The sequence below is a fragment of the Pseudomonas sp. MWU13-2100 genome, assembly GCF_023242365.1.
GTDB lineage: Bacteria > Pseudomonadota > Gammaproteobacteria > Pseudomonadales > Pseudomonadaceae > Aquipseudomonas.
The window spans coordinates 1-20970 of sequence record NZ_JALLIX010000052.1; the positions used below are offsets into that span (position 1 = coordinate 1).

24 protein-coding genes are annotated in these 20970 nt (G+C 63.1%); 7 read left to right on the forward strand and 17 right to left on the reverse strand.

Translation table 11 applies throughout. From position 1 onward, the window contains the following. Positions 1-163: 163 nt before the first annotated feature. From M5B99_RS26090 to M5B99_RS26130, 9 genes are all read right to left on the reverse strand, one after another. A complete protein-coding gene (locus M5B99_RS26090) occupies positions 164-487 on the reverse strand; it encodes a DUF3392 domain-containing protein (protein WP_060781995.1) in 324 nt (107 codons plus the stop codon). A gap of 9 nt (positions 488-496) precedes the next feature. Continuing rightward, complete coding sequence (hemW, locus tag M5B99_RS26095) at positions 497-1636, reverse strand: radical SAM family heme chaperone HemW (protein WP_248806801.1); 1140 nt, start codon at positions 1634-1636, stop codon at positions 497-499. Between the two features lie 59 nt (positions 1637-1695). After that, positions 1696-2292 (reverse strand): RdgB/HAM1 family non-canonical purine NTP pyrophosphatase, encoded by a 597-nt coding sequence (gene rdgB, locus M5B99_RS26100; RefSeq protein WP_248806764.1) that lies wholly within the window; start codon positions 2290-2292, stop codon positions 1696-1698. After that, positions 2289-2723 (reverse strand): DUF4426 domain-containing protein, encoded by a 435-nt coding sequence (locus M5B99_RS26105; RefSeq protein ID WP_248806765.1) that lies wholly within the window; start codon positions 2721-2723, stop codon positions 2289-2291. The genes rdgB and M5B99_RS26105 overlap by 4 nt, the downstream gene beginning before the upstream one ends. A 26-nt stretch (positions 2724-2749) precedes the next feature. Next, entirely contained in the window at positions 2750-3370 is a 621-nt protein-coding gene (gene metW / locus M5B99_RS26110) for a methionine biosynthesis protein MetW (RefSeq protein ID WP_248806766.1), read from the reverse strand. 7 nt (positions 3371-3377) lie between these two features. Next, positions 3378-4517: a homoserine O-succinyltransferase MetX gene (metX, locus tag M5B99_RS26115; RefSeq protein ID WP_248806767.1), complete on the reverse strand. Its 1140-nt coding sequence runs from the start codon at positions 4515-4517 to the stop codon at positions 3378-3380. Positions 4518-4780: 263 nt separating this feature from the next. Further along, on the reverse strand, positions 4781-5371 hold the full coding sequence (locus M5B99_RS26120; RefSeq protein WP_248806768.1) for a YggT family protein: 591 nt from the start codon (positions 5369-5371) through the stop codon (positions 4781-4783). Between the two features lie 18 nt (positions 5372-5389). Then, complete coding sequence (gene proC, locus M5B99_RS26125; protein ID WP_248806769.1) at positions 5390-6208, reverse strand: pyrroline-5-carboxylate reductase; 819 nt, start codon at positions 6206-6208, stop codon at positions 5390-5392. A gap of 39 nt (positions 6209-6247) precedes the next feature. Continuing rightward, a complete protein-coding gene (locus M5B99_RS26130; protein WP_248806770.1) occupies positions 6248-6934 on the reverse strand; it encodes a YggS family pyridoxal phosphate-dependent enzyme in 687 nt (228 codons plus the stop codon). A 62-nt stretch (positions 6935-6996) separates the two neighbouring features. Here M5B99_RS26130 and M5B99_RS26135 point away from each other — a divergent pair, with 62 nt between their 5' ends. Together M5B99_RS26135 and M5B99_RS26140 are read left to right on the forward strand one after the other, a co-directional pair. Then, positions 6997-8031: a type IV pilus twitching motility protein PilT gene (locus M5B99_RS26135; protein WP_248806771.1), complete on the forward strand. Its 1035-nt coding sequence runs from the start codon at positions 6997-6999 to the stop codon at positions 8029-8031. 64 nt (positions 8032-8095) lie between these two features. Further along, positions 8096-9202, forward strand: a complete 1107-nt coding sequence (locus M5B99_RS26140) for a PilT/PilU family type 4a pilus ATPase (RefSeq protein WP_248806772.1) — start codon at positions 8096-8098, stop codon at positions 9200-9202. A gap of 528 nt (positions 9203-9730) precedes the next feature. Here the strand turns inward: M5B99_RS26140 and M5B99_RS26145 are convergent. Continuing rightward, entirely contained in the window at positions 9731-10384 is a 654-nt protein-coding gene (locus tag M5B99_RS26145; protein WP_248806773.1) for a C40 family peptidase, read from the reverse strand. A 252-nt stretch (positions 10385-10636) separates the two neighbouring features. On the opposite strand from M5B99_RS26145, the gene M5B99_RS26150 reads away from it, so the two are divergent. Then, positions 10637-11056: a TM2 domain-containing protein gene (locus M5B99_RS26150; protein WP_248795129.1), complete on the forward strand. Its 420-nt coding sequence runs from the start codon at positions 10637-10639 to the stop codon at positions 11054-11056. 193 nt (positions 11057-11249) lie between these two features. Here the strand turns inward: M5B99_RS26150 and M5B99_RS26155 are convergent, their stop codons facing one another. From M5B99_RS26155 to gshB, 7 genes are all read right to left on the reverse strand, one after another. Then, on the reverse strand, positions 11250-12521 hold the full coding sequence (locus M5B99_RS26155) for a dihydroorotase (protein WP_248806774.1): 1272 nt from the start codon (positions 12519-12521) through the stop codon (positions 11250-11252). Then, positions 12518-13522: an aspartate carbamoyltransferase catalytic subunit gene (locus M5B99_RS26160; protein ID WP_248806775.1), complete on the reverse strand. Its 1005-nt coding sequence runs from the start codon at positions 13520-13522 to the stop codon at positions 12518-12520. The genes M5B99_RS26155 and M5B99_RS26160 overlap by 4 nt, the downstream gene beginning before the upstream one ends. 24 nt (positions 13523-13546) lie before the next feature. Then, a complete protein-coding gene (gene pyrR / locus M5B99_RS26165; protein WP_248806776.1) occupies positions 13547-14053 on the reverse strand; it encodes a bifunctional pyr operon transcriptional regulator/uracil phosphoribosyltransferase PyrR in 507 nt (168 codons plus the stop codon). A 67-nt stretch (positions 14054-14120) separates the two neighbouring features. Next, on the reverse strand, positions 14121-14561 hold the full coding sequence (ruvX, locus tag M5B99_RS26170) for a Holliday junction resolvase RuvX (protein WP_248806777.1): 441 nt from the start codon (positions 14559-14561) through the stop codon (positions 14121-14123). Beyond that, complete coding sequence (locus M5B99_RS26175) at positions 14561-15130, reverse strand: YqgE/AlgH family protein (RefSeq protein ID WP_248806778.1); 570 nt, start codon at positions 15128-15130, stop codon at positions 14561-14563. Before M5B99_RS26175 ends, ruvX begins: the two co-directional genes overlap by 1 nt. Positions 15131-15340: 210 nt before the next feature. Further along, the gene (locus M5B99_RS26180; protein ID WP_248806779.1) at positions 15341-16240 is read right to left on the reverse strand and encodes an energy transducer TonB; all 900 of its coding nucleotides are present in this window, start codon (positions 16238-16240) and stop codon (positions 15341-15343) included. 77 nt (positions 16241-16317) lie between these two features. Further along, complete coding sequence (gene gshB, locus M5B99_RS26185) at positions 16318-17271, reverse strand: glutathione synthase (RefSeq protein ID WP_248806780.1); 954 nt, start codon at positions 17269-17271, stop codon at positions 16318-16320. A 251-nt stretch (positions 17272-17522) separates the two neighbouring features. Here gshB and pilG point away from each other — a divergent pair, with 251 nt between their 5' ends. From pilG to M5B99_RS26205, 4 genes are read left to right on the forward strand one after another with little or no spacing between them, the layout of a single operon-like run. After that, complete coding sequence (gene pilG / locus M5B99_RS26190; protein WP_100944626.1) at positions 17523-17930, forward strand: twitching motility response regulator PilG; 408 nt, start codon at positions 17523-17525, stop codon at positions 17928-17930. A 45-nt stretch (positions 17931-17975) separates the two neighbouring features. After that, positions 17976-18341, forward strand: coding sequence for a twitching motility response regulator PilH (pilH, locus tag M5B99_RS26195; RefSeq protein WP_248806781.1), 366 nt, complete (start codon positions 17976-17978; stop codon positions 18339-18341). A gap of 11 nt (positions 18342-18352) precedes the next feature. Further along, the gene (locus M5B99_RS26200; protein WP_248806782.1) at positions 18353-18904 is read left to right on the forward strand and encodes a chemotaxis protein CheW; all 552 of its coding nucleotides are present in this window, start codon (positions 18353-18355) and stop codon (positions 18902-18904) included. Positions 18905-18907: 3 nt separating this feature from the next. Then, positions 18908-20965: a methyl-accepting chemotaxis protein gene (locus M5B99_RS26205; protein ID WP_248806783.1), complete on the forward strand. Its 2058-nt coding sequence runs from the start codon at positions 18908-18910 to the stop codon at positions 20963-20965. Positions 20966-20970: the final 5 nt, after the last annotated feature.

Genomic DNA, 20970 nt, shown 5'->3' on the forward strand with positions numbered 1-20970 from the left:
AGGCAAGCTCCGCTCCCACAGGATTCCCGTTGTGCCATAGATGAGTGGTCGAATACAGAACTTGTGGGGGCGGAGCTTGTGGATCGCCGCCCCGCCGCGAAGAGTCCCCAAGACTACTAAAAGCTTTGCTGGCAATCGAGCTACAGGTTTCGGCGTTTTCCAATCAGCGCCGATCCGCCACCACCCCGATCAACACCAGTACCACCAACAACACCGGCGCCAGGCTGTAGTTGTTGAACTGGCTCAAGCCGCGTACCACCCAGGGCGTGGCATAGATCAACGCCGCGCCGCTGCCGATCATGCACAGCAGGGCCAGCAGCGGTACGCGCAAGGCGCCGGCGATGCTGCCCAGACGTTGATCGATCCAACCCTTGATGTCCGCGCCAAACAGCACCAGCAGGCAGCCCACCAGCGCCAGGGCGATTTCCGACAGGTTGCTGCGGCTCCAGCGCGATACCGTGGCGAGCAGGTCGAGTACCAGGTCCATGGGGTTTCCTTAGGTCAAAAAGTATTGCAGCAGGTCGTTGAGAAACAGCTGCCCACGGGCCGTGGCCGCCAGGCGTGACGGTTCGACCTGCAACAGGCCACTTTGTTCGGCCTCGGCGCGTGCTTCGTGCAAGCTGTCGAGACTAAGCCCGGTACGTTGCGCAAACAAGACAGCGTCGACACCCTCGGTCAGGCGCAGGGCGTTCATCAGGAATTCGAACGGCAGCTCTTCGTTGAGCAGGGCTTTCTCCCCGGCCTGGAAGGCCTTGGCCGGGTTCAGGTAGTCCTTTGGCAGGCGGGTCTTCCAGGTCCGGACGATACGCCCGTCCGGGTGGCTGAGCTTGCCATGGGCGCCGGCACCGATGCCGATGAAATCACCGAAGCTCCAGTAATTGAGGTTGTGCCGCGCTGCCCGCCCGGGCTGGGCATAGGCCGAGACTTCGTACTGGGCGTAGCCGTGCTCGGCCAGCAGCGCCTGACCGGCTTCCTGGATATCCCATAGGGTGTCGTCTTCCGGCAGCGTCGGCGGCTGGTTCCAGAACACCGTGTTCGGCTCAAGGGTGAGCTGATACCAGGACAGATGCGTGGGCTTCAAGGCAATGGCCTGGCGAAGATCGCCCAAGGCATCCTCCAGGGACTGGTCCGGCAAACCGTGCATCAGGTCAAGATTGAAGTTGTCGAAGCCGGCCTGGCGCGCCATGTCCGCCGCCCGCACGGCTTCGCCGCCGGTATGGATGCGGCCGAGGGCCTTGAGCTTGTCTTCCTGGAAACTCTGGATACCGATGGACAGCCGATTGATCCCCAACTGGCGATAGGCGACGAATTTTTCCTGCTCGAAGGTCCCAGGGTTGGCTTCCAGGGTGATTTCGATATCGCCGGCAAACGGGATACGCGCTTCGACGCCCTTGAGCAGGCGCCCCAGCGCCTGGGCGCTGAACAGGCTGGGCGTGCCACCACCGAAGAAGATCGAACTCAGCTCACGGCCATACACCGCGTGCAGGTCCTGGTCGAGGTCGGCCAGCAGCGCGTCGACATACTCCTCTTCCGGCAGCACCGGGCTGGCAGTGTGGGAATTGAAGTCGCAATACGGGCATTTGCGCACGCACCAGGGAATATGGATGTACAGCGCCAGAGGCGGCAACTGCGACATGCCCGCCCTGGGTGTTGGTGCGCTGCCGTGGATCAGCGGCAGCGCGGAGTCGGGCTGGGTCATTTCAGGCCCAGGCGCTGGCGCAACAGGGCCATGGCGCGGGCGCGGTGGCTGAGCTGGTTCTTTTCGACCGGACCCAGTTCGGCGCTGGAGCAGTCACGCTCCGGCACCCAGAACAGCGGGTCGTAGCCAAAACCGTGCTCGCCGCTGGCGGCGGTGAGGATGCGCCCGTGCCACAGGCCTTCGCAGAGGATCGGCAGCGGGTCGTCGGCATGCCGAACCAGGGCCAGCACGCAGACGAACTGCGCGCCGCGCTCGGCGCTGGGGACGTCCTTCAAGGCGTCGAGCAGCTTGGCATTGTTCGCCGCATCGCCCCGGCCATCGGCATAACGGGCCGAATAGATCCCCGGCGCGCCGCCGAGAAAGTCCACCGCCAGCCCCGAGTCGTCGGCCAGTGCCGGCAGGCCGGAAATGCGTGAGGCATTGCGGGCTTTCAGAATGGCGTTTTCGACAAACGACAGACCGGTTTCGTCCGGCTCGACGCTGCTGAACTCACCGATCGAGCGCAATTGCACCGACCCGCCCAGCATGGCCTGGAGTTCTTTGAGTTTGCCGACGTTATGGCTGGCCAGTACCAGTTGGGTGAAATTCATCATTCGCCTGGGAAAAGTTCCTGATTGAAGCTGAAAGTGTGGGTGTCACCGGCGGTGGTGACGGTAATCTCGAAAATACGGTCTTCCGCCTGCGGCACGGGGTACTGCGCCAGGTAGTAGACGAAGCCCTGCTCGGTGATCTGCTTGAAGTTCAGTGTGACGCTCTTGCCGGTCAGGTCCTTCACATTGCCGCTGACCTGCGCGACCAGCGGCTTGTTGGCCTTGGACACCGAGACGTTGATCACGCCCTGGTTCTTGCTGCGCACCAGCTCCACGCTCCGGGCGACGTCCGGTTGGATATAGGTGGAGTTGAAGGTGTTGTAGTGCACGGTGATGTCACCGAACACTTCCTGGCGCTCGCCCTTGATGGCATCGGCGGCCATGGCCGTGACACCGAGACAGGCCGCCACTAGAAACACAATTGAACGCAGCATGATCGTTCTCCTCGAGACAGTGCGGTTTATACCGCGACCTGATGATCGGTGAGACCTGGGCCGCTGACGCGATAAATGCCGATCTCTCCCAATAGATTAGGCCATAGCTTACTGGCCCACCCGTGGCGGTGCTGTTGATCCACGGCAAGCCGGTTGATGACCTTGGCGGTCCGTTCGCGGCACAGCGCCTCGAAGTCCTCGAAGGTGCAGAAGTGGATGTTCGGTGTGTTGTACCAGGTGTACGGGAGGAATTCAGACACTGGCATCCGCCCCTTGCTCGCCAGGTACCAGCGGCAGCGCCAGTGACCGAAGTTGGGGAAGGTGATGATGCACTGGCGCCCGACCCGGAGCATTTCGTCGAGGATCTTGTCCGGGTAGTGCACGGCTTGCAGGGCCTGGGTCATGACCACGATATCGAAGCTGTTGCTGGCAAAGTTGCCCAGGCCCTTGTCCAGGTCCTGCTCGATGACGTTGATGCCCTTGGCCACGCAGGTGGCGATGTTGTCCGGGTCGTTTTCCAGGCCGTAGCCGCTGACCTGCTTGTGGTCGCGCAGCCAGGCCAGCAGTTCGCCGTCGCCGCAGCCGAGGTCGAGCACGCGGCTGCCGGCGGGGATCCAGTCTTGGATGATTTCCAGGTCGGCTCTCATGGCGTCCTCACAGCGTTATTCGGTTCATGTAGTTGCCGAACGCCTGCAAGTAACGCGGGATCGGGATCAGGAAGGCATCGTGGCCTTGCGGGGCGTCGATTTCCAGGTAGCAGACGTTCTTGCGCGCGGCCATCAGCGCATCGACGATTTCCCGCGAGCGGGCCGGCGAGAAACGCCAGTCGGTGGTGAAGGACATCACGCAGAAGCTGGCCGTGGCACCGGCGAAGGTTCGCGCCAGGTCGTCGTTGAAGTTGGCCGCCGGGTCGAAGTAGTCCAGGGCCTTGGTCATCAGCAGGTAGGTGTTGGCGTCGAAACGCCCGGAAAATTCCTCGCCCTGGTAACGCAGGTAGCTCTCGACCTGGAACTCAACGCTGTGGAAGTCGTAGTTGAGCTTCTCGCTCTTGAGGCCACGGCCGAATTTCTCGCCCATGGAGTCATCGGACAGGTAGGTGATGTGTCCGACCATGCGCGCCAGCATCAGGCCGCGCTTGGGGATCACGCCGTGTTCCTGGAAGGAGCCGCCGTGGAATTCCGGATCGGTGAGGATCGCCTGGCGCGCCACTTCGTTGAAGGCGATGTTCTGCGCCGACAACTTGGGGGCCGAGGCGATGGCGACGCAATGGCGCACGCGGTCGGGGTAGGTGATGCTCCATTGCATGGCCTGCATGCCGCCCAGGCTGCCGCCGATCACCGCGGCCCACTGGCCGATGCCCAGGCGGTCGGCGAGGTGGGCCTGGCTGTGGACCCAGTCTTCCACGGTCAGCACCGGGAAATCGGCGCCGAACGGCTTGCCGGTCTCGGGGTTGAGGCTGCTCGGGCCGGTGGAGCCGTTGCAGCCGCCGAGGTTGTTCAGGCTGACGACGAAGAACTTGTCGGTGTCGATGGGCTTGCCCGGGCCGATGCAGCTGTCCCACCAGCCGGGCTTGCGCTCGTCGGGGCTGTGGAAACCGGCGGCGTGGTGATGGCCGGAAAGGGCATGGCAGATCAGCACGGCGTTGCTTGCCGCGGGATTGAGGGTGCCGTAGGTTTCGTAGATCAGGTCGTAGGCTGGCAGGGAACGGCCACAGGCCAGGGCCAGGGGCTCGCTGAAATGTGCCGTTTGCGGCACGACCAGCCCGACGGAATCGTGGGGAAAGACAGTGGACATCGACCCTGCTCACGCTTGAATGAGGCGTAAGTCTAATGAGCGGGGGGAGCAGCGGCAAGCAAAGGCCGGACTGGAATCTATTTGATCAAGCATGCGGCCTATTGGCGAGCAGGGCTTGTGTGGGAGCGGAGCTTGCCCGCGAAGGGGCCCTTGAGCCCGTAAAAGCTTCGCGGCGGTGCGGCGATCCGACAAGCTCCGCTCCCACAATAAGCGCTGTGCCGGCAGCAGCTTTGCTTGCGCCGCAAGCACCGCCCCTACACTGATCAGATCAAGCGGAACAGTACTTCCGGCATGCCGCTCATGACCGCAAGCGGTGGAATCACGTAGCTCTGGATCAACTGGATCACCAGGAACGCCAGGATCGGCGAGATATCCAGGCCGCCGAGGTTCGGCACGATCTTGCGGAATGGCGCCAGGGCCGGTTCGCTGATCTGAAATACCAACTCGGCCGCCGGGCTATGGCTGCCGGGCGCGACCCAGGAGAGGATCACGCTGATGATCATGGCGAAGAAGAACACCTTGAGGAACAGCGAGGTGATGCCGATGACCGCCCAGATCAGCAGGTAGGCGATATTGCCGGTGACGCCGTAGCTGAGCAGCAGGATCACCGCCATCAGCAGCATCTGCACGATAATCGCCAGCACCAGCGAGGACATATCCAGGCCGAACATGCTCGGAATGATCCGGCGCAGCGGCTTGAGCAACGGCTGGGTGGCCTTGACGGTGAACTGGCAGAGCGGGTTGTAGAAGTTGGCCCGGACCAGTTGCAGGATGAAACGCAGCAGAATCACCAACAGGTAAAGGCTGCCCAGGGTTTGAATGACAAAAATGGCAGCGCTATTGAATGCAAACATTAAGTGTTCCCTCGAGGGTTACTGACCGAGTTGCTCGGCCATTTCGGCCGAACGATGGGCGGCGGCGCCGAGCGCCTTTTCTACCAGGGCTTCGAAGCCGCCGGCCTGGAAGGTCTTGATCGCGGCTTCCGTGGTGCCGGCCGGCGACGTCACGCGACGGCGCAGCTCGGCGGCCTCGACATCACTGGAGACGGCCATGTGGGCGGCGCCCAGGGCGGTCTGCAGGGTCAGTTGGCTGGCGATGTCACGCGGCAGGCCGAGTTTCTCGCCGGCGGCGGTCATGGCTTCGATCAGCAGGAAGAAGTACGCCGGACCGCTGCCGGACACCGCGGTAACCGCGTCCAGTTGCTGCTCTTCGTCCAGCCAGAAGGCGCTGCCGACCGCCGACAGCAGGGTGTGCGCCTGTTGGCGCTGTTCGGCGGACACCTGAGCGGTGGCGAACAGGCCGCTGACGCCCTGGCGCAGCAGCGCCGGGGTGTTCGGCATGCAGCGCACGATCGGCTGCTCGCCCAGCCAGCGGTTCATGCTGGCGCAGGTGATCCCGGCGGCAATCGACACCACCAACTGATTGGGTTTCAGGCTGGGGCGCAAGGCTTCGCATACGGCTTTCATGGCCTGGGGCTTGACCGCCAGCACCACCACGTCAGCCCCGAGGATGGCCTCGGCGTTGTCGGCGAATACTTCGATAGCGTGTTCGGCCTGGACCCGCGCGCGGGTCTCGGCCCCGGGATCGCTGGCGCGAATCAGCGCGGCGTCCAGGCCCTCGGCGCGCAGGCCGCCGATCAGGCTCGCCGCCATGTTGCCGGCACCGATGAAAGTGATTCGATTCTTGCTCATGCTCATGACGGATCCTTGAAACGAGTGTGTGAGGCCATTTCAGGCCTGGCCATAATCGCGGGCGCCAAACAGCGCGGTACCGATCCGCACCCAGGTGGCGCCTTGGGCAATGGCCGACTCGAGATCGTGGCTCATGCCCATGGAAAGTGTGTCGAGCGGCAGGTTGAGGCTGTCTTGCAAGGTCCGCACGGTGGCGAACGCGGCGTCTTGTTCGGCACGCTCTTCGGTGGGTTCGGGGATCGCCATCAGTCCGCGCAGCTTCAGGTTCGGCAAGGCGCTGATGGCCGCGGCGAGTGCCGGCAGGTCGGCCGGGGTACAGCCGGACTTGCTGGCCTCGCCGCTGACGTTGACCTGGATGCAGATATTCAGCGGCGGCAGGTCAGCCGGGCGTTGTTCGGACAGGCGTTGTGCGATTTTCAGGCGATCCACGGAGTGCACCCAATCGAAATGCTCGGCAATGGCGCGAGTCTTGTTCGATTGAATGGGGCCGATGAAGTGCCAGCACAAGGGCAGGTCGGTCAATTCCACCTGTTTGCCGAGGGCTTCCTGCAAGTAATTCTCGCCGAAGTCCCGCAGACCCGCCGCATAGGCTTCGCGCACGGCGGCGGCGGGTTTGGTCTTGCTCACGGCGAGCAAGCCGATACTGGCGCCGTCGCGGCCGGCAGCCTGTGCGGCGGCGGCGATGCGGGCTGCAACGACGGTGATGTTGTCTGCTATCGTGGTCATTCAAATTCGCCAGCAGGTCAAAAGTCTGCGGCATTCTACCTGTATTGGGATTGGGGAGCCTCATGGATATCACCGAGCTGCTGGCCTTTAGCGCCAAACAGGGCGCGTCGGACTTGCACCTCTCGGCGGGCCTGCCGCCGATGATCCGGGTCGACGGCGATGTACGGCGGATCAACCTGCCGGCGCTGGATCACAAGCAGGTCCACGACCTGATCTACGACATCATGAACGACCGCCAGCGCAAGGACTACGAGGAGTTCCTGGAGACCGACTTCTCCTTCGAGGTGCCGGGCGTGGCGCGCTTCCGGGTCAACGCCTTCAACCATAACCGGGGTTCGGGCGCGGTGTTCCGCACCATTCCCTCGAAAGTCCTGACCATGAGCGACCTGGGCATGGGCGAGGTGTTCCGCAAGATCACCGAGGTGCCGCGCGGGCTGGTGCTGGTGACCGGGCCGACCGGTTCGGGCAAGTCGACCACCCTGGCGGCGATGATCGACCACCTGAACAACAATAAACATCACCATATCCTGACCATCGAGGACCCGATCGAGTTCGTCCACGAATCGAAGAAGTGCCTGGTCAACCAGCGCGAAGTGCACCGCGATACCCAGAGTTTCGCCGCGGCCCTGCGTTCGGCCCTGCGTGAGGACCCGGACGTGATCCTGGTGGGCGAGATGCGCGACCTGGAAACCATCCGCCTGGCCCTGACCGCCGCGGAAACCGGTCACCTGGTGTTCGGCACGCTGCACACCACCTCGGCGGCCAAGACCATCGACCGGGTGGTCGACGTGTTTCCGGCGCAGGAGAAGTCCATGGTCCGCTCGATGCTCTCCGAATCCCTGCAGGCGGTGGTTTCCCAGAGCCTGTTGAAGAAGGTGGGCGGCGGGCGCATCGCCGCCCACGAGATCATGCTCGGCACCCCGGCGATCCGGAACCTGATCCGCGAGGACAAGGTGGCGCAGATGTATTCCTCGATCCAGACCGGCGGCTCGCTGGGCATGCAGACCCTGGACATGTGCCTCAAGGACCTGCTGAGCAAGGGCCTGATCACCCGGGATAACGCCCGGGAAAAAGCCAAGATCCCGGACAACTTCTGACGCGAGCCCCACGAGCTTCTACGCTGTCACACAGGTGTGTGCCTGATTCGACGCGGAGAAGCTCATGGAGTTCGAGAAACTGCTGCGCCTGATGGTCGAGAAGGGCGGTTCCGACCTGTTTATCACCCCGGGCCTGCCGCCTTCGCTGAAGCTCAATGGCCAGATCCTGCCGGTGAACCACGCAGCGTTGACCCAGGAGCAGGCCCAGGAGGCGGTGTTCGGGCTGATGAACGAACGCCAGAAGCTGGATTTCACCCACCTGCACGAATGTAATTTTGCCATTCATCCCAAGGGCATCGGCCGCTTCCGGGTCAGCGCCTTCTACCAGCGCAGTCAGCCGGGCATGGTGTTGCGGCGCATCGAAACGCGGATTCCCGAACTGACGGAACTGAAGCTGCCGCCGATCATCGAGCAACTGGCATTGCTCAAGCGCGGGTTGGTGATGGTGGTCGGGGCGACCGGGACCGGCAAGTCGACGACCCTGGCGGCGATGATCGGCCACCGCAACCGGCAAGGCAGTGGCCATATTGTCACGGTCGAGGACCCCATCGAGTTCGTCCACGAACACCAGAACTGCATCATTACCCAGCGCGAAGTGGGCATTGACACCGATTCCTACGAGGTGGCGCTGAAAAACACCCTGCGCCAGGCCCCGGACCTGATCATGATCGGTGAAGTGCGTACCCGGGAAACCATGGGGCATGCGCTGGCTTTCGCGGAAACCGGGCACCTGTGCCTGGCGACCCTGCACGCGCCGAATGCCGACCAGGCGCTGGAGCGGATCATCAACTTCTTTCCCGTGGACCGTCATCCGCAGATCTGGATGGAGCTGTCACTCAACCTGCGGGCGATTGTTGCCCAGCAACTGATTCCGAGCCGCGATGGCAAGGGCCGGCGCGTGGTGGTGGAGGTGTTGCTGAATACGCCGTTGATGGCCGATCTGATTCGCAAGGGCGAGATCAAGGCCCTCAAGCCGTTGATGAAACGCTCGACCGAACAGGGTATGCAGACCTTGGACCAGGCGTTGTATGCCTTGTATCAGGAGGGCGCGATCAGCTACCGCGATGCGCTGGCATACGCCGACTCGGCCAATGACTTGCGGCTGATGATCAAGCTGGAGAAGGGCGCGGGTGGCGAGGGGGCGGATAGCTTGAGCCTGGGGCCGGCCTAGGAGTCTTGTGGTGGCTGTTCTGCCGTATTCGCGGGCAAGCTCCGCTCCCACACTAGATTCGGGTCGTGCCTGTGTCTTGTGTACGACTGAAAACCTGTGGGAGCCGGGTGGATCCAAACTTTGAGATTGACTCGGTCATTGTGGGAGTGGAGCCTGTCGGATCAACGCTCCCGCATGATGGCCCGGATGTACCCAGGTCTTGAGTTCGACACGGACATTGTGGGAGCGGAGCCTGTCGGATCAACGCTCCCGCATGATGGCCAGGGTGTACCCAGGTCTTGAGTTCGACACGGACATCGTGGGAGTGAAGCCTGTCGGATCAACGCTCCCGCATGATGGCCCGGGTGTACCCAGGCCTTGAGTTCGACACGGACATCGTGGAAGTGAAGCCTGTCGGATCAACGCTCCCGCATGATGGCCCGGGTGTACCCAGGCCTTGAGTTCGACACGGACATTGTGGGAGCGGAGCTTGCCCGCGAAGAGGCCCTCGAGAGCGCCTAAAGCTTCACAGGCGCCCCACCAGTCCGATCAGCGCTGCACAACCCGCATATGATTCTGCTCTTTCGGGATCACCCGCTTGGCAATCACATAATGGCTGTCCCAGTACGGCTTCTTCAGGGTATCGATGGTCACTGACTTGCCGCGCCGCGGTGCATGGATGAACCGGTCGTTGCCCAGGTAGATGGCTACGTGGTTGACCTTGCGGCTCTTGAGGGTGAAGAACAACAGGTCGCCAGGCTTGAGGTCCTTGCGCGCGACTTTCTGCCCGTGGCCGGCGGCCATGGCATTGGACGTACGCGGCAGGTCACTGGCAGCTACACCGTTGAAGGCATACTTGACCAGGCCGCTGCAATCGAAGCCCTTGCTCGGGCTGCTGCCGCCCCAGCGATACGGCGTCCCCAGCACGTTCACCGCACGGCTGAGCACGGCGCTGCTCTGCTTGGCGTTCGGTGCCGCCGGATTGATGGCCGCCACGGTATTATGATGAGCTTTGCCATGGCTGCTGTGCTTGCCCGGGCGCTTGACCACAGGTGCGGTCAGATCGGTAGCATGGGCAACGGAAGCCGGTGATTTGGCAGTGTGACCGTTGACGGAAGGAAGACGTTGCTCACGGTTGGTGGCGTGGGCGGCCAGTGGCACTAATAGGCAGATGGTTAGCCATGTCTTGAAAAAAGGTCGCATTCGGCAAGGCTCTAAATAGGTAATCGCGCAACTTTATAACAGCTTTTTGGTCACTTCTGGGCCCGTTTGTCGAATCAATACAGGGGGTTGAAGTGGCCCGCAGCTGCGCAAACCGACCCATGGGTCACGTGAAAGTCAGGCCCCGCAAGGCTTTCAGCGATTTCTGGTAAGGGTTTGTTACATGTTTTGAGACAGTAAAAAAGTCACACGAAATTACGAAATATTTATCTATCGGGCTCGGAGACGGCGTTGATGAACACCTATCGGCAGGACGGCACACCAGCGAATACCCACAACGTTTTACTCGGGTATTTACTGTGGATTTTTGGTTTTACCGGTTCACACCGCTTCTATTACGGCAAGCCGATCACCGGGACGATCTGGTTTTTTACCTTCGGGGTATTCGGGATCGGTTGGCTGATCGACCTGTTCCTGATTCCGAGCATGGACCGCGAGGCGGACCTGCGTTTCACTGCGGGTCCGCTGGACTACAACGTCGCCTGGTTGCTGCTGACGTTCCTGGGGCTGCTCGGTGTGCACCGGATGTACATGGGCAAGTGGCTGACCGGGCTGCTTTACCTGGTGACGGGCGGGTTGCTGGGGTTGGGCGTGCTGTATGACTTCTGGACGCTGAATGACCAGGTGTCGCTGAGGAACAGCGGGCGGGGCTGAATCAGAAAGTTTGAAGTCGAGCGCGGTCCTGTGGCGAGCGGGCTTGCCCGCGCTGGGGCGCGAAGCGGCCCTGAAACCAGAAACCTCGGTACATCAGGTTGACCGAGGTGATCGGTTTTACGACTGCTTCGCAGCCGAACGCGGGCAAGCCCGCTCGCCACAGTTATAGCCATCCCACAATTACAGGTGGGGATCAGGCCTGGTGCGTGATCCGCCCATCCATCAGCGTATAACGCACGCTTCCCGGCAATGCATGGCCGAGGAACGGGCAGTTCTCGCCCTTGGACAACCAGTGCTCACCGGCCACGGTCGAGGTGTTCGGATCGAACAGCACCAGATCCGCCGCCGCGCCCACCGCCAGCTTGCCCGCCGGCAGGCGCAAGGCCTCGGCAGGACCGGCGCTCAGGCGTTTGAGCAGGGTCGGCAGGTCCAGCAGGCCATCTTCCACCAGACTCAACGCCAGCGGCAGCAACAGCTCGACGCTGCTGATGCCCGGCTCGGTCTCGCCGAACGGCGCCAGCTTGGCATCGCGCTCATGGGGTTGGTGATGGCTGGAGATGGCGCTCACCACCCCGGATTTCACCGCCGCGCGCAAACCGTCGCGGTCGGCGCGGGTGCGTAGCGGCGGTTGCACGTGATAGAGGCTGGAGAAGTCGATCAGCGCTTCATCGGTCAGGATCAACTGGTACAAGGCCACATCGGCGGTCACTGGCAAGCCACGGGCCTGGGCCTGGGCGATCAGGGCCACGCCACGAGCGCTGGTCAGTTGGCTGAAGTGCGCACGCACGCCACTCTGTTCCACCAGCAGCAGGTCCCGGGCCAGGGCCACGGTCTCGGCGGTTTCCGGAATCCCCGGCAGGCCGAGGAAGCTGGCGGTAGGACCTTCGTGGGCCAGGCCGCCATGGGCGAGGTCATGGTCCTGGGAGTGGAAAATCACCGTCAGGTCGAAAGTCGCCGCATATTCCAGCGCCCGACACAGGGTGCGGGTGTTGCGGAAGCTCTCCAGGCCATTGCCGAAGGCTACGCAACCGGCGTCGCGCAAGGCCACCAGTTCGGCCAGTTGCTCGCCTTCCAGGCCTTTGCTCAGGGCGCCGATGGGGAACACCTTGGTGTTGCCGGCTTCGCGGGCGCGGTCGAGGATCAGTTCGGCCACCGCCGAAGTGTCCAGCACCGGCTTGGTCTTCGGCGGGCAGCACAGGCTGGTGACGCCACCGGCCGCGGCCGCGCGGGTTTCGCTGGCGATATTGCCCTTGCGGCTGTAGCCCGGCTCGCGCAGGGAAACGTTCAGGTCCACCAGCCCGGGAGCGGCCACCAGCCCTTTGGCATCGATGACTTCGACGGCGGCGAAACCCGCCGGGGCGGCGCCGATGGCAACAAGCTTGCCGGCTTCCAGGTGCAGGTCGGTCACTTGATCCAGGCCGCTGCTCGGATCGATGACGCGGGCGCCGAGTATGCTGAGTTTCACTGGGCGTTCTCCTGGTCGAGTTGGCGCTGGGCGGTCTGCCCGCTCATGGCCATGGACAGCACGGCCATGCGTACGGCGATGCCGTAGGTCACTTGGTTGAGGATCACCGAGTGGGAACCGTCGGCCACCGCCGATTCGATTTCCACGCCACGGTTGATCGGGCCCGGATGCATGACAATGGCATCCGGCTTGGCGCCGGCCAGGCGCGCGGTGGTCAGGCCGAACAGACGGTAGAACTCGCCTTCGCTGGGCAGCAGGCCGCCGGTCATGCGTTCACGCTGCAGGCGCAGCATGATCACCACGTCGACATCCTTCAGGCCTGCGGCCAGGTCGGTGTAGACCTTCACCCCGTATTGCTCGATGCCGATCGGCAGCAAGGTCTTCGGTGCGATCACGCGGATATCCGGGCAACCCAGGGTCTTGAGCGCCAGCATGTTCGAACGGGCCACCCGCGAGTGCAGGATATCGCCGACGATGGCCACCGAGAGGTTCTCGAAGCTGCCCTTGTGCCGGCGGATGGTCAGCATGTCGAGCATGCCCTGGGTCGGGTGCGCGTGGCGGCCGTCGCCGCCGTTGATGATCGCCACCTGCGGGCAGACGTGCTCGGCGATGAAATGCGCGGCGCCGGAGTCGCCGTGACGCACGACGAACATGTCGGCGGCCATGGCCTCGAGGTTGCGCAGGGTGTCGAGCAGGGTTTCGCCCTTGCTCGCCGAGGAGGTGGACACGTTCAGGGTGATCACGTCCGCCGACAGCCGCTGGGCGGCCATTTCAAAGGTGGTGCGGGTACGGGTCGAGTTCTCGAAGAACACGTTGCACACGGTCTTGCCGCGCAGCAGCGGGACTTTCTTTACCGCCCGGGCGCCGACTTCGAGGAAGGAGTCGGCGGTGTCGAGGATTTCGGTCAGCAGCTCGCGGCGCAGGCCGTCGAGCGAGAGGAAGTGGCGCAGCTGGCCCTGATCATTGAGCTGCAGGGGGCGCTTGGCGTCTAGAGGCGTCATCGCAAAGGACTCTTTTTTAAGTGCTTAAAGGGCCAGGTCTTGAAGTTCAAGTTGGAGCGGCGCGGGGCCGGACAATTTTACCCGTTCCGTAGGCGCCAGCGACAGTGTCGCGCCGACTACATCGGGACGGATCGGCAATTCGGCGGCATCGAGGTCCAGCAGGCTGACCAGCGTCACGCTGGCCGGGCGGCCGTAGTCGAAGAGTTCGTTGAGGGCGGCGCGGATGGTTCGCCCGCTCATCAGTACGTCGTCGATCAGCACCAGGTGCTGGCCTTCGATCTCGAACGGCAGCTCGGACGGGCGCACCTGCGGGTGCAGGCCGTTCTGGCTGAAGTCGTCGCGGTAGAAGGACACATCCAGGGTGCCCAGGGGCGACGCGCTGCCGAGGGCCTTGAGCAGCGCCTGGGCCACCCACACGCCGCCGGTACGGATGCCGATGAAGCGCGGCTCGGCAATGGCGCGTTTGCTCAGGTGGGCATTGAGATCGACGGCCATCTGGCTGATCAGGTCGGCGGGATTGGGCAGGCTCATGGTTGCTCCTTCAAGGGCCCTTGCGGGGAATCAAGGCGAGGGTGAGACGTTCGGGCGCCGCCGCTGTTCAGGGCTCGGCGGGCGTCGGGTGTTCTTCGATCCAACTTTGCAGCAGCAGCTTGGCGGCGATGGCGTCCACCGGGTTGTCGCGATAGGTGCCTTTCTGGCCGCCACGGGCCATGCGTTCGCCCTTGGCTTCGAAGGTGGTCAGGCGTTCGTCCTGGGTGAAAAACGGCAGGTTGTAGCGACCGTTGAGCCGGCGGGCGAATTTTTCCGCCCGGGCGCACATGTCGCTGGGGGTGCCGTCCATGTTCAGCGGCAGGCCGACCACCACGGCGTCGGGTTTCCATTCCTTTATCAGAGCTTCGACCTGGTTCCAGTCGGGAATGCCGTTCTGCGCTTTCAGCGTGCAGAGCTCGCGGGCTTGCCCGGTGATCATCTGGCCGACGGCGACGCCGATCTGTTTGGTGCCGTAGTCGAAACCCAGCAACAGGCGGATGGCGGCCATCAGGCGTGGCCCGCCTGGCTGGTGAGCAGGCTGAGATTGATGCCCAGGTGCGCGGCGGCGGCGGCCAGGCGTGCGTCGCTGTCGGTCTCGAAGAGGATGTCGGCGGAGAACGGGCAGGTCAGCCAGGCGTTGTCGGCCAGTTCCGCTTCCAGTTGCCCGGCTTCCCAGCCGGCATAGCCCAAGGCGATCAGGCTGCGCGGCGGACCGTCGCCGTCGGCAATGGCGAACAGCACGTCCTGGGACGTGGACAGCGCCAGGCCTTCCAGCTCGACGGTGGCCTGGTAGGTCTTGCCGATCGGGTGCAGGACAAAACCGCGGTCGGTCTGCACCGGGCCGCCGGTATAGATCGGCACATGCTGGCAAAGGGTTGGCGGCTCGATGTCCGGGCGCAACTGTTCGAGGATATCGGCCAGGCTCAACGCTTGCGGACGGTTGATCACCAGCCCCATGGCACCGTTCGCGCTGTGCTCGACTATATAAGTGACGGTCTGCGCGAAATTCGGGTCGGCCATGTGCGGCATGGCGATCAGGAAGTGATGCTTGAGGTACGTCGGGGTGAGGTTTTTCATGAGCCCTAGTGTGGCCGTGGGCGGGCGACCTGACAAGCGGATCAAGCGCTTGATGCGGCACGCTTGCACTTCGGGCGCGGAACCTGTGGGAGCGGAGCTTGTCGGATCGCCGCACCGCCGCGAAGCTTTTAGCGATCTCGAGGGCGCCTTCGCGGGCAAGCTCCGCTCCCACAGGTTCGAGGCCTGCCAGGGGAATTCAATCGGATGCGGTCAATTACTGGAAAGCTTGTCGCCCCGGGCGAAGCGCCAGGTACGGATGATCTCCAGGCGGTCGATGTCCGACAGATCGCCGGTAAACGGCGCGAACGGGGCCGCCAGGCGCACGATACGTTGCGCCGCCTGGTCCAGCAGTGGCTGTCCGGAGGACTCCAGCACCAGCACTTCATAGAGCGAGCCGTCATGATTGATCGAGACCATCATGCGTAAATTGCCGTAGATCTGCTGGCGCCGGGCTTCCTCGGGGTAATTGAGGTTGCCGATGCGTTCGACCTTCTTGCGCCAGTCTTCCTTGTACCAGGCGCCCTTGTCGCGCATGGTCGAGGCCGCGCTCAAGCGTTGGATTCGCGGTCGCTTGGCGTAGAGCTGCTGTTCCTTGGCCAGTTCCGCTTCGAGGCTGGCAATGTCGCTGGTCAGCTGCGAGCTGTCGAACGTCGGCGCCGCTGGCTGAGGCGCGGCCTCGGTCTTGATCTGTTCATGCTTGATCACGGCTTTCTTCGGCTTCGGCGCCACCGTGGTGACCACCGCCTTCGGCGCCGCTTCTGTCACTTCCTGCCTGGCCGGCGGCGGTGGGGTGACCTGGTTGATGCTGTTGTCCTGGAACGGCGCGACCTCGGTGGTCTTGGGAGTCGCCTTTTTATCCAGGGTGCCGCTGCCTTGTTGGTTGTCCTGAGCGAGGAAGTCGGCCTTTTCCGGTGGCTTCTCGCTTTTGAAGGTGGACAGGGTGATTTCCAGGGTCTTGCTGATCTGCTTGGGCTCGATGACGCTGAAGCCCACGCCGAGGAGCAGCGCCAGGTGGATCAGCGCCGCCAGGAAAAGCGTGAAGCCAAGCCGATCCGCCGGGCGTACGCCGGCGCGGGAAAGTTCGGGAGGCAGATCGGCGGGAAGCGTCATGACCAGGAAACCAACATCGCACGTATCGAGAGCCCGGCATGATAACGCAATGTTGGTTTTTTCTCGGCAGTTCTACATCAACGGGCTTGCAGCTTGCGCTCAATGGCATCCATCAGCAGGCCGCCGATGTCAGTGCCGAAGGCGTTGTCGATCTCGCGGATGCAGGTCGGGCTGGTGACGTTGATTTCCGTCAGGTGCTCGCCGATCACGTCCAGGCCGACGAACAGCAGGCCTTTTTCCCGCAAGGTCGGGCCGACCTGGGCGGCTATCCAGCGATCGCGCTCGGTCAGCGGACGGGCTTCGCCACGGCCGCCGGCCGCCAGGTTGCCACGGGTTTCACCCGCTGCGGGGATCCGCGCCAGGCAATACGGCACCGGCTCGCCGTCGACCATCAGGATGCGCTTGTCGCCGTCCTTGATCCCCGGCAGATAGGCCTGGGCCATGATCTGCTGGCTGCCCAGGGCGGTCAGGGTCTCGAGGATCACCGACAGGTTCGGGTCGCCGACCCGGTGGCGGAAGATCGAGGTGCCGCCCATGCCGTCCAGCGGCTTGAGGATCACGTCACCGTGCTTGGCGGCAAACTCGCGCAACACATCGGCGCGACGGCTGACCAGGGTGGCGGGCGTGCACTGCGGGAACTGGGTGGCAAACAGCTTTTCGTTGCAGTCGCGCAGACTCTGCGGCTTGTTGACCACCAGCACCCCGGCGCGCTCGGCCTGTTCCAGCAAGTAGGTGGAATAGACGAACTCCATGTCGAAGGGCGGATCCTTGCGCATCAGGATCACGTCCAGATCGCTCAAGGCCGTGTCGGTCTCGGCTTCCAGTTCGAACCAGTGCTCGGGGTTGGCGAACACTTTCAACGGACGCATGCGCGCCCGTGCCACGCCGGCGTCCTGGTACAGATCCTGCTGTTCCATGTAGAACAGGGTCCAGCCGCGCGCCTGGGCGGCCAGCAACATCGCCAGGGAGCTATCCTTTTTATAGGAAATGTTGGCGATGGGGTCCATGACAATCCCGAGACGAACGCTCATGGGCTATATCCTCTGTGGGCCGTGATGGCCGAAATGGCTTGAAAAAGTGGCGTCAGAGTGGCGCTACACCGATTCCCGGTCAAGGAAAAACCGCCTGTCCGGGTGGGGCCGGGGGCGGTTGATAGATTGCATCTTGAGACTGTGCTAAAAAGGCTCGCATGCCGCTCGAAGCGCTTACACATCAAGGGCTTCGCGCCTGAAAAGCGCTTAAATGCAGTCAATCGAGTCGCTGTGGCGATGGTAGAGCAGATATGGAACAGCATTCCACAGCCTTGAAAGTGATGGTCATCGACGACTCCAAGACGATTCGCCGAACCGCCGAGACGCTGTTGAAACATGTGGGTTGCGAGGTGATCACGGCCATTGACGGCTTCGATGCGCTGGCCAAGATCGCCGATCATCATCCGGGTATCATCTTCGTCGATATCATGATGCCGCGCCTGGATGGCTACCAGACCTGCGCCTTGATCAAGAACAATCGTGCGTTCAAGTCCACGCCGGTGATCATGCTGTCCTCCAAGGACGGTCTGTTCGACAAGGCCAAGGGGCGTATCGTCGGTTCCGATCAGTTTTTGACCAAGCCGTTCAGCAAGGAAGAACTGCTGGCTGCGATCAAGGCCCATGTGCCCGGGTTCGCGGCGGTAGAACAAGCACATTGACGGTCGGCCGCCTGGCCGCCCGCCTTATAAGCAGTGGGGAACACCATGGCACGTATCCTGATCGTCGATGATTCGCCGACTGAAATGTACAAATTGACCAGCATGCTGGAAAAGCACGGTCATGAGGTGCTCAAGGCCGAAAACGGTGCCGACGGCGTGGCCCTGGCCCGCCAGGAAAAGCCCGACGCGGTGTTGATGGACATCGTCATGCCGGGCCTCAATGGCTTCCAGGCCACTCGGCAACTGACCAAGGACAGTGAAACCAGCCATATCCCGGTGATCATCATCACCACCAAGGATCAGGAAACCGACAAGGTCTGGGGCACGCGCCAGGGCGCTCGCGACTACCTGACCAAGCCGGTTGAAGAAGACACCCTGATCAAGACCCTGAACAGCGTTCTCGCCGGCTGACGGCCCGCGCCATGAGCCCGTCGCAGACCGCCTTCCAGCTGCTGCTGGAAATCGACCAGCGCTGTCGCCTGTTGGCGGCTGACCTGCCGTCGCAACAGGCCCGCCAGGACACCTGGAGCGGTATCGGCTTTCGTCTCGGCGAGCACTGGTATGTGGCGCCCATGGGCGAAGTCGGCGAAGTCTTGCATGAGCCGCGCCACACCCTGTTGCCGGGGGTCAAGCCCTGGGTCAAGGGCGTGGCCAACCTGCGCGGGCGCTTGCTGCCGATCATGGACCTGTGTGGGTTTTTCGGCCATGAGCTTTCCGTATTGCGCAAACAGCGACGGGTGCTGGTGGTGGAATACAAAGATGTGTTCGCCGGCCTGATGGTTGACGAGGTGGCCGGCTTGCAACATTTTCCCCTCGGCAGCCAGCAGGGGCTTGCGCTGCCGCCGCCGGATGCGGCGGTGGCGCCCTTTGTCCAGGGTCGTTTCGAGCGTGAGCGCAGTTGGTGGGTGTTCAGCCCGTTTGCCCTGGCGCAGGCGCCGGGGTTTCTGGATGTGGCCTTACAGGCAGGGGCCTGATCGATGACAAATGCTAAAACTGGAAAGCCCTTGGAGGCATCGCGCAGTCGTTCGCAGATCATCGTGCTGTTTATCGCCCTGATCGTGTTCATCATGCTGCTGTTCGCCAACTTCGCCTACCTGAACACCCAGTCCACCTACGACAAGCAATACATCAGCCATGCCGGAGAGCTGCGGGTGCTGTCCCAGCGCATCGCCAAGAACGCCACGGAAGCGGCGTCCGGCAAGGCCGCGGCGTTCAAGCTGCTGAGCGATGCGCGCAACGATTTCGCCCAGCGCTGGGGTTACCTGAAGAAAGGCGACCCGGCCACCGGCCTGCCCGCCGCGCCGCCCGCCGTACGTACGGAAATGCACGCCGTGCAGCAGGACTGGGAAAACCTGCTGCGCAACACCGACGCCATCCTCGCCAGCGAACAGACCGTGCTGTCGTTGCATCAGGTGGCGGCGACCCTGGCCGAAACCGTGCCGCAGTTGCAGGTCGAGTACGAAAAGGTCGTGGAGATCCTCCTGCAACGCGGTGCCCCGGCGGCCCAGGTGGCCATGGCCCAGCGCCAGTCGTTGCTCGCCGAGCGCATCCTCGGGGCGGTGAACACGGTGCTGGCCGGTGACGAAACCTCGTCCCAGGCCGCCGATGCCTTCGGTCGCGACGCCGCCCGTTTCGGCCAGGTCCTCAACGGCATGTTGCAGGGCAATGCGGCCCTGAAAATCACCCAGGTCGAAGACAAGGACGCCCGCACCCGCCTGGGGGATATCGCCGAGCTGTTCGAATTCGTCTCCGGCTCGGTGGATGAAATCCTCGAAACCTCGCCACAGTTGTTCCAGGTCCGCGAGTCGGCGGGCAATATCTTCAGCCTGTCGCAAACCCTGCTGGACGAAGCCTCGCACCTGGCCAACGGTTTTGAAAACCTCGCCGGCGAACGCTCCCTGGACACTATCGGTGGTTATGTCCTCGGCCTGCTGGCCCTGGCCTCGATCATCCTGATCGGCCTGGTGATGGTCCGCGAGACCAACCGGCAACTGCACGAGACCGCCGAGAAGAACGAGCGCAACCAGCACGCGATCATGCGCCTGCTGGATGAAATCGAGGATCTGGCCGACGGTGATCTGACCGTGACTGCCTCGGTCACCGAAGACTTCACCGGGACCATTGCCGACTCCATCAATTATTCCGTCGACCAGTTGCGCGATCTGGTGGCCACCATCAACCTCACCGCCGGCCAGGTCGCCGCCGCCGTGCAGGAAACCCAGGCCACCGCGATGCAACTGGCCGAGGCCTCCGAGCACCAGGCCCAGCAGATTTCCGAGGCCTCCACCGCCATCAGCGACATGGCCGAGTCGATTGACCAGGTGTCGGCCAACGCCGCCGAGTCCTCGGCGGTGGCCGAGCGCTCGGTGGAGATCGCCAACAAGGGCAACGAGGTGGTGCACAACACCATTCATGGCATGGACAATATTCGCGAACAGATCCAGGACACCGCCAAGCGGATCAAGCGACTGGGCGAGTCTTCTCAGGAGATCGGCGATATTGTCAGTCTGATCGACGATATTGCCGATCAGACCAATATCCTCGCCCTCAACGCGGCGATCCAGGCGTCCATGGCCGGCGATGCCGGGCGCGGTTTCGCGGTGGTGGCCGATGAGGTCCAGCGCCTGGCGGAACGTTCGTCGGCGGCGACCCGGCAGATCGAGACCCTGGTGCGGGCGATCCAGACCGACACCAACGAGGCGGTGATCTCCATGGAACAGACCACCACCGAAGTGGTGCGTGGCGCCCGCCTGGCCCAGGATGCCGGGGTGGCCCTGGAAGAAATCGAAGGGGTGTCCAAGACGCTGGCGGCGTTGATCCAGAGCATCTCCAACGCGGCCCAGCAACAGACCACGTCGGCGGGGCAGATTTCGCTGACCATGAACGTGATCCAGCAGATCACCACCCAGACCTCGTCGGGCTCGACCGCCACCGCCGACAGTATCGGCAACCTGGCGAAAATGGCCAGCCAACTACGGCGCTCGGTCTCCGGCTTTACCCTGCCCGCGGCGCAAGATGCGCGTGAAACCCGTTAGTGGAG